The sequence below is a fragment of the Mycolicibacterium agri genome, assembly GCF_002553505.1.
In the GTDB taxonomy this organism is placed as follows: Bacteria; Actinomycetota; Actinomycetes; order Mycobacteriales; family Mycobacteriaceae; genus Mycobacterium; species Mycobacterium agri.
Map to the genome: position 1 here is coordinate 20,337 of NZ_PDCP01000073.1, position 7,410 is coordinate 27,746.

6 protein-coding genes are annotated in these 7,410 nt (G+C 64.9%); 4 read left to right on the forward strand and 2 right to left on the reverse strand.

The window, feature by feature from the left end; all coding sequences use genetic code 11:
* Positions 1-174: 174 nt before the first annotated feature.
* Complete coding sequence (locus CQY20_RS26770) at positions 175-2,427, reverse strand: heavy metal translocating P-type ATPase (protein WP_097943229.1); 2,253 nt, start codon at positions 2,425-2,427, stop codon at positions 175-177.
* A gap of 63 nt (positions 2,428-2,490) precedes the next feature.
* On the opposite strand from CQY20_RS26770, the gene CQY20_RS26775 reads away from it, so the two are divergent.
* Positions 2,491-3,144, forward strand: coding sequence for a DUF305 domain-containing protein (locus CQY20_RS26775; RefSeq protein ID WP_097943231.1), 654 nt, complete (start codon positions 2,491-2,493; stop codon positions 3,142-3,144).
* 20 nt (positions 3,145-3,164) lie between these two features.
* Here the strand turns inward: CQY20_RS26775 and CQY20_RS26780 are convergent, their stop codons facing one another.
* A complete protein-coding gene (locus CQY20_RS26780; RefSeq protein ID WP_097943236.1) occupies positions 3,165-3,761 on the reverse strand; it encodes a class I SAM-dependent methyltransferase in 597 nt (198 codons plus the stop codon).
* A gap of 303 nt (positions 3,762-4,064) precedes the next feature.
* On the opposite strand from CQY20_RS26780, the gene CQY20_RS26785 reads away from it, so the two are divergent.
* The 3 genes from CQY20_RS26785 (at position 4,065) to CQY20_RS26795 (ending at position 7,400) form a co-directional block, all read left to right on the forward strand.
* Complete coding sequence (locus CQY20_RS26785; protein WP_097943238.1) at positions 4,065-5,774, forward strand: TniQ family protein; 1,710 nt, start codon at positions 4,065-4,067, stop codon at positions 5,772-5,774.
* A 137-nt stretch (positions 5,775-5,911) separates the two neighbouring features.
* On the forward strand, positions 5,912-6,676 hold the full coding sequence (locus CQY20_RS26790) for a TnsA-like heteromeric transposase endonuclease subunit (protein WP_097943240.1): 765 nt from the start codon (positions 5,912-5,914) through the stop codon (positions 6,674-6,676).
* Positions 6,669-7,400, forward strand: a complete 732-nt coding sequence (locus tag CQY20_RS26795) for a helix-turn-helix domain-containing protein (RefSeq protein ID WP_133119140.1) — start codon at positions 6,669-6,671, stop codon at positions 7,398-7,400. The genes CQY20_RS26790 and CQY20_RS26795 overlap by 8 nt, the downstream gene beginning before the upstream one ends.
* The last annotated feature ends 10 nt before the right edge of the window (positions 7,401-7,410 follow it).

Below are 7,410 nucleotides of genomic sequence, written 5' to 3' on the forward strand. Positions count from 1 at the left end.
CACGAGAATTACGCCCCGACCCGGCACGCGATGCGCCGGTCAAGGCCTTAGCCGACCTGATCACCATTTCGACGGTGTGTCCGGCCTGCGGTTATCCGACACTCGGCGCTGGTTTGTGCGCCCTGTGCCGCCAGCCCGCCTAGCGCCGGCCCGTCCAGCGCCTGGCGCGCCTGCTTAGCCCGACGCGCGGAACCGGCGCAACCGCAGGCTGTTGCTCACGACGAAGATCGACGAAAAGGCCATCGCGGCCCCGGCGATCAGCGGGTTGAGCAGCCCTAACGCCGCCAGCGGCACGGCCGCGACGTTGTAGGCGAACGCCCAGAACAAATTGCCCTTGATGATGCGCAGCGTGGCGCGCGACAGCCGGATCGCCTCCGGCGCGGCCCGCAGATCGCCACGCACCAGCGTCAGGTCCGACGCGGCGATTGCGACGTCGGTGCCGGTGCCCATGGCCAGGCCGAGGTCGGCCTGCGCCAGCGCGGCGGCGTCGTTGACCCCGTCGCCGACCATCGCCACCACCTTGCCTTCGGCCTGCAACCGCTTGATCTGGTCGACCTTGTCGGCGGGCAGCACCTCGGCGATCACCTCGTCGATGCCGAGCTGTCGAGCGACCGTGTGCGCGGAGCGGCGGTTGTCACCGGTCAGCAGGACCGGCGTCAGGCCAAGGGCGCGCAGTTCGGCGACCGCGGCGGCCGAGCTTTCCTTGATGGTGTCGGCAACGACGATGACCGCCCGGATACGCCCGTCGACGGCCACCCAGACCGCTGTCTTGCCGTCGGCCTCGGCAGCGTCGGCCGCGCGCTGGAGCACCTCGGCGGCCTCCTGGCGCCACTCGTCGCGCAGCCAGCTGTAGCGGCCGGCGGCCAGCAGCCGCCCCTCTACGACACCGGTGACGCCGCTGCCGCCGTGATTCACGAAGTCAGTCACCGGCGGCAGCGGACCGGCCTCGGCGGCGCGGGCGGCGATGGCGCGCCCGATCGGGTGCTCCGACGCGTGTTCGAGAGCTCCTGCCAGCCGCAGTATTTCGGCTTCCGACACGCCGTCGTCGGTGTGCAGCGATGCGATCGCCATCTGTCCGGTGGTCACGGTTCCGGTCTTGTCCAGCACGACGGTGTCGATACGGCGAGTGGACTCGAGCACCTGCGGGCCCTTGATCAAAATGCCCAGCTGCGCGCCGCGGCCGGTGCCGACGAGCAGGGCGGTCGGGGTGGCCAACCCCAGCGCGCACGGGCAGGCGATGATCAGCACCGCGACGGCCGCGGTGAATGCGGCGGTCGGCGACGATCCGAGCAGCAACCAGGCGGCCAGCGTCAGCAGGGAAAGCCCGATGACGATCGGCACGAACACCGCCGAGATGCGGTCGGCCAGCCGCTGCACTTCGGCCTTGCCGCTCTGCGCCTGCGTGACAAGGCGGGCGATCTGAGCCAGTTGAGTATCGGCGCCGACGCGGGTCGCGCGGATCTCCAGTCGCCCGCCCACGTTGACGGTCGCGCCGACGACGCTGTCGCCCGGCCCGACCTCGGCCGGCACCGGTTCGCCCGTCAGCATCGACACGTCCACCGCCGAGGTGCCGGACACGACCACGCCGTCGGTCGCGATCTTCTCACCGGGACGGGCCACGAAGATGTCACCGACAGCGAGTTCGCTTATGGGAACCCGTGTTTCGTCAGATCTGCCGACACCGTCGCGCAGGACGGCGACGTCTTTGGCGCCCATGTCGAGCAGCGCCCGCAACGCTGCGCCGGATCGCCGCTTGGCGCGTGACTCGAAGTAGCGGCCGGCGAGGATGAACGTGGTGACCGCGGCGGCGACTTCGAGATAGAGGTGCGCTCCGCCGTCGTCGGTGCCGAACAGCCGGAGCGTCATCGTCATGCCCGGCGTGCCGGCGCCGGTGAACACCAGCGCCCACAGCGACCACAGGTAGGCCGCCGCCACGCCGACCGAAATCAGGGTGTCCATCGTCGCCGCGCGGTGGCGCAGGTTGGCGATCGCCGCACGGTGGAACGGCCACGCGCCCCACACCGCGACCGGGGTGGCCAGGGCGAGAGCCACCCACTGCCAGTAGTCGAATTGCAGCGCCGGCACCATCGACAGCAGCACCACCGGGACGGTGAACAGCGCCGACACCCACAGCCGGCGAAGCCACGAAGCGGCGGGGTCGGCCTCTTTGTCGGCCTGCGATGCTTCGGCGGCTGCGGGCAGCGTCGCGGTGTAGCCCGTTTCCTCGACCGCGGCCACCAGGTCGTCCGGGCTGACGGTGTCGGGGAAGTCGACGGTGGCCTGCTCGGTGGCGAGGTTCACGGATGCGACGACGCCGTCGAGCGCGTTGAGTCTTTTTTCCACGCGCGCCGCACACGACGCACACGACATCCCGCTGATGAAGAGCGTTATTGCGTGCCGATCGGTGGTACGAGCGGATGACGTCATGCTTGCCACCTTATACCCATAGGGGGTATAGGTAAAGACGAGGATGAAGGGATCATAGGAGAAATGCGGACGAAAATGATGGCCATCGCTGCCGGCGCCGCCGCCGCGATCGCCCTTGCGACAGGATGTAGCAGCGAGGCCGGAACCGAGCACGCCGGGGGGCACAACTCGCCGACGTCGGCGGGTGCGGCCCCGGCAGAGAGTGCGGCTCCGAGCAGCCAGACCCACAACGAGGCCGATGTGATGTTCGCCCAGCACATGATCCCGCACCACGAACAGGCGGTCGAAATGAGCGACATCGTGCTCGGCAAGCAGGGCATTGATCCGCGCGTCACCGAACTGGCCACCCAGATCAAGGCCGCGCAGGCGCCCGAGATACAGCAGATGCAGGGCTGGTTGAACGAGTGGGGCAACCCGCCGATGCCGCCCATGACTGCCAGCGAAGGCCACGACGGCCACGACATGGGTGGTATGTCGGGCGACATGATGGGAATGATGTCGCCCGAACAGATGACGGCTTTGCAGAACGCGGAGGCTGTCGAGGCCTCGAGGCTTTTCCTCAGCGGGATGATCACCCACCACGAGGGCGCAATTGACATGGCGCAGAACGAGATCAAGGATGGCCAGTTTCAGCCCGCCATCGACTTGGCGCACTCCATCGAGACTTCGCAGCAGAAGGAGATCGACGAGATGAAGGGCATTCTCGGCTCGCTCTAGGCCATAGTGGAGGTCTTGCTCTAGGTCTTGCGCGCGGCGCCGACGAACAACATGCCGCCGAAATGCTGTTCGATCCGGCCCACACCGTGGAGCCCATGACGGGCGAGTTCCGCAGCGAACTCGCCCGCCTCGAAACGGTTTTCGCGCGGATGCACGGTCAAGGTGCGAAACGCCCACGTGTCGAGCACCCAGCGCGGCAGTTCCTCGAACAGCACCAGCCCGCCCGGCCGCAGGACACGGGCGATCTCGGAAACGGCCTGCTGCCAATCGGGTACGTGGTGGATGATGCCGAAATCCATGACGGCGTCGACGGATCCGGTCGGCTGTTCGATCGCGCAGGCATCGCCGACGGACAACTCGACCGGATGGCGGTGCAGTCGCCTGCGGGCCAGTTCGACCATCGACTCGTCGATGTCGAAGGCCGTGACCCTTGCCGCGCCGAGGCGTTTGAGAAGCACTTCAGACCCGACGCCGCGGCCGCAGCCGACCTCGAGCACATGCTGACCCGCCAGTGAGTCGCCGGCAAGCCGGCGAAACCAGGCCGCCTCCCGATGGTGCTGGTGTGCGGCGCGCAGCGGGTTGTTCATCGCCGCCCGTTCGATGCCGTTCAGCTTCATGCGCCGCTACGCTACCCCCGTAGGGTATATGGGTCCAGGCCTACGTATTAGCGTCGTCGCGTGCGTGTTCTGGTGCAGCGGGTCACGTCGGCGTCGGTAACCGTCGACGGCGAAATCGTTGTCGAGATGCAACGAAGATGAACAAACGAGCCGGATTGTTAAACACAATCTGCTTAGCATATCTAAGCATCGATTCTTGACAGTGAATCTGCTGCTCACGTCGGGTTTGATTCGCAGCTCGGACAGAAGCGCGTTGCTCGTCTTAACGTCGGTTTCGTTCACGTTGCCCGCTGCGGTGGCGTAATGCCTCGCCGGCGCCTGCCTCTACGGGTTGAGCCGTTGGCGGGGGAGGGGATCGACTCCTGGCTGGAGGCGACGGCTACGAGTATGCACACAACGGTCGGCGCGCTGGCGCGGCTGGCGGGACTCTCGGTTGCGGCCCGACCGCCGTGGATCAGGTGGATTGGCCCCGACGAGGTGAAAGCCTTGGAAACGGCGACGGGTGTTTCTGGCGCCGCGATTCAGGCGATGACGCTGCAGTCCTATGACAACCGGGCGTTGCGACTTGACCCGGTTTCGCACCGTTACGATCCGACGTTCCCATTCGGCGGACTGTTGCCACGTTCGAGGTTCTGTCCGCAGTGTCTACAGGCGACGGAAGGACGTTGGCAGCTCGACTGGCGACTGGGGTGGTCATTCCTGTGTACGGAGCATCGCTGTCTACTCGCCGATGCATGTCCTGTGTGCATGAAACCCCAGCGGCGACAACAGAACTACTCGCGTACACCCGCACCGACGACATGCGTTTGCGGTTGCGATCTGACCGAAGTCCGCACCCAGACGTTGGGTGAAGGGCACATGATCGTCGGAGCGCAGCGGATCGTGTCCGACATCATCGCAAACGATGTCGCGAAGTTCCGCATCTTCGCGAGCGCCTACACACCGGGCAGGGAAGCCCTAGTGGCGATCAGAAGTATCGCCAACCGGGTTCTGAACTTCGCGTCGATCCACGGCTTCGAAGCAGTGCGACCAGCTCAGCTTACAGACGGACTCTGCCTCGATGCTGTCAAACCGCTGCACGCGAGGAGCACCTTGAACAACACTGCGCCTACGCGTGCCATCGATACAGCCGTAGGAGTTGGCGCAGCGCTTGGCATCCTAAGCCTCCCTGACGTTATTCACGCCGGGAAGTACGCACGGTGGATTGTTCGGGGCCAGAACGCGGACACCGGACCCGCGGAATTGAGGTCCTGTGCCCGTGATGGTGAGTTGTCCGCGGCGATAGCGATCGAGGCCCGCCGTCCGGACCTCGGTCCGGAACTGCAGTTGCGGTACAGCGCCGCCGTAACGATTCCGTGTGCGCCGGATCTTGATATTTCCCGCACGGCGAACATCGCGATGTCCGTGCCCAGTGTGATGTGGCGCGAATGGTCAGACCGGCTCCTGCTGGACGTTCGTCCCACCGAGGTGATGCGGCGGACGTTATCCTGTGCAACGCTGCTGGTTGGGAGTACGGTGAAATCCGTTGCTGCGGCTCGACTCTTGGGCGAGGCGATCACGCCGAATGCTCTTAACTCTCGATTGTGGGTTCTTCGAGGCTCGGAATACTGGATGTCGATATGTGCTGCGCTGATTCTTCTCAGCGAATACCTCGTTGAGGAGGATGGCGGGCCTATCGATTACGGTCGGCGTCGCCGACTTAACTACGCCGCGCTGCTGGCCGACGGTACGTGGCAGCAAATGCTCCGTAGTGAAGGCAGTCACCTATCGGTCCGCTCCGTGACCGCTGCCCGCGGCTACCTTATCGCCGAGTTGGGCGGCACTGCGGTTCGCAATAGGCACGACGTCGAATTGGTTGCGACCTTCGATAAGGAAATAAGTCCAGACCTCAGAACGAATTTGGCGGCGAGGGCGCAGACCTTCTTGTCTGAGCAAGGCATCGACGAGCCGGTGACATGGCACGCACCGCTCGATCTCCTCAACGGACTGGTGCTGCCCCAAACGAGTCCTTGAGGCGCGGAGCGATACGCCCACAGCAAACATATCATGAGCGTAAAAATACAGCTAGAAACGTTCTCAGAGTCGAGTAGTTACCTCCCAACGGGCCTAGCGTCACGTCTCTGACTGTAGGGACAAGCTGGGAGGTACAGGTGACTTCAATCATCTCGACGAAAGTCCGATCCGGTGACGCAGAGATCGCCGAATTGTGTTGGTTCATGCGTTTCCGCGACGGTGACGTAGTGCAGTGGTGCTGGCGTGATCGCGGGGCGCCCCCACTCGACGACTTGTCGGCGATCCGCACTCCACGGTCGTCATCCCGTAATCGGCACATCCCGGTGTCCGCTTACTCGATGAAGAATGCCGGTGTCGTTCATCTGGAGTCAGGGCTCGAGCACGATCTTGTCCGACGGCTGGATCGCGACCCTACGATCCGCCGAATGGTCGCTCAGCCGCTGCGACTGCAGTGGACTGCCACCGATCCGGCAAGCCACACACCCGATCTGCTGACCATCCACCACTCGGGTGCCGTAACGGTGTGGGACGTCCGCGCGGTGGACGAGCAAGACGATGACTTCCGGGTCAAGAGTCGGATCACCCGCGATGCCTGCGCGATCGCCGGATGGCGTTACGAGGTCTTCTCTGGCCTCAAGACCGTCGAACGCATGAACCACCTGTGGCTGCACGGCTTTCGACGGCGACCACCCTGGACTGACCGATATAAGAACGCCATCCTCACGATGGCCGCAGCCGGCCCGGTGACCCTCGATGCCCTCTTCGGAGCCGATGACGGCTCCGAAGAGATCAAGCCGGTCGTGTGGCACCTGCTGTGGGCCGGCGACCTGCGCACCGACATGAAGGCTCCATGGACACTGCACACCGCGGTCACATTGGCCAGCGAGGTGCACCATGACTAGCGTCCGAACCGTCCTCGTCGACGGCGCTCGCCTACTGACAGATTCGGGTACCGCACAGGTGATTTCGTTGGACGACACGGGTGTGGGTTTGCGTTACTCCTGGGGCGCCGTCGATACGATCAGCTGGGCCGACCTCGGCACTCTGCGTTCCATCGAGGATGGCATTCCCGAAGCGCTGAGCGAACCGATGCAGCCGGTGTGGGACGGGCTCACGGAGGCGATCCGCTCCGCCGCACTCACCCGGCTCGAGATCGTGCAGGAGATCCTGACGGGTTACCGCGACGGCCATCCCGCCTTCGCCCGCGAGGGCGAACCGCGGGCACCGTTCGGACCCGGATTCGGGGTGTCCGAGCACCAACAGTGCATCGCGATGGCCAAGCAACTCAACCTCGAGGCGAAGTTCGATCGCAACCTTCAACGCCGCGTCGCCGACGGCGACCTCAAATCAGGGGGCGTTAGCGAGCAGACCATCAGACGGTGGGTTCGCGAATTCAAGCGGGGCGGGTTGCACGCGCTCATCGATGGCCGCGCCCTGCGCCCCACCAACTCCTACGACCGAATCGATCAGCACTACCGGGACGCTGCGATCAAGGTGCTGGATTCGCTCGACGGAGACCGATCCACCATCTCGATCGAAGAGATCAAGCGACAGACCGATGAATCGCCCTGGATTCGCCGGAGGCTCGAGCTATTGGATTCCGACCAGGGGTTGGTCGGTCCGTGATGCATCGTAG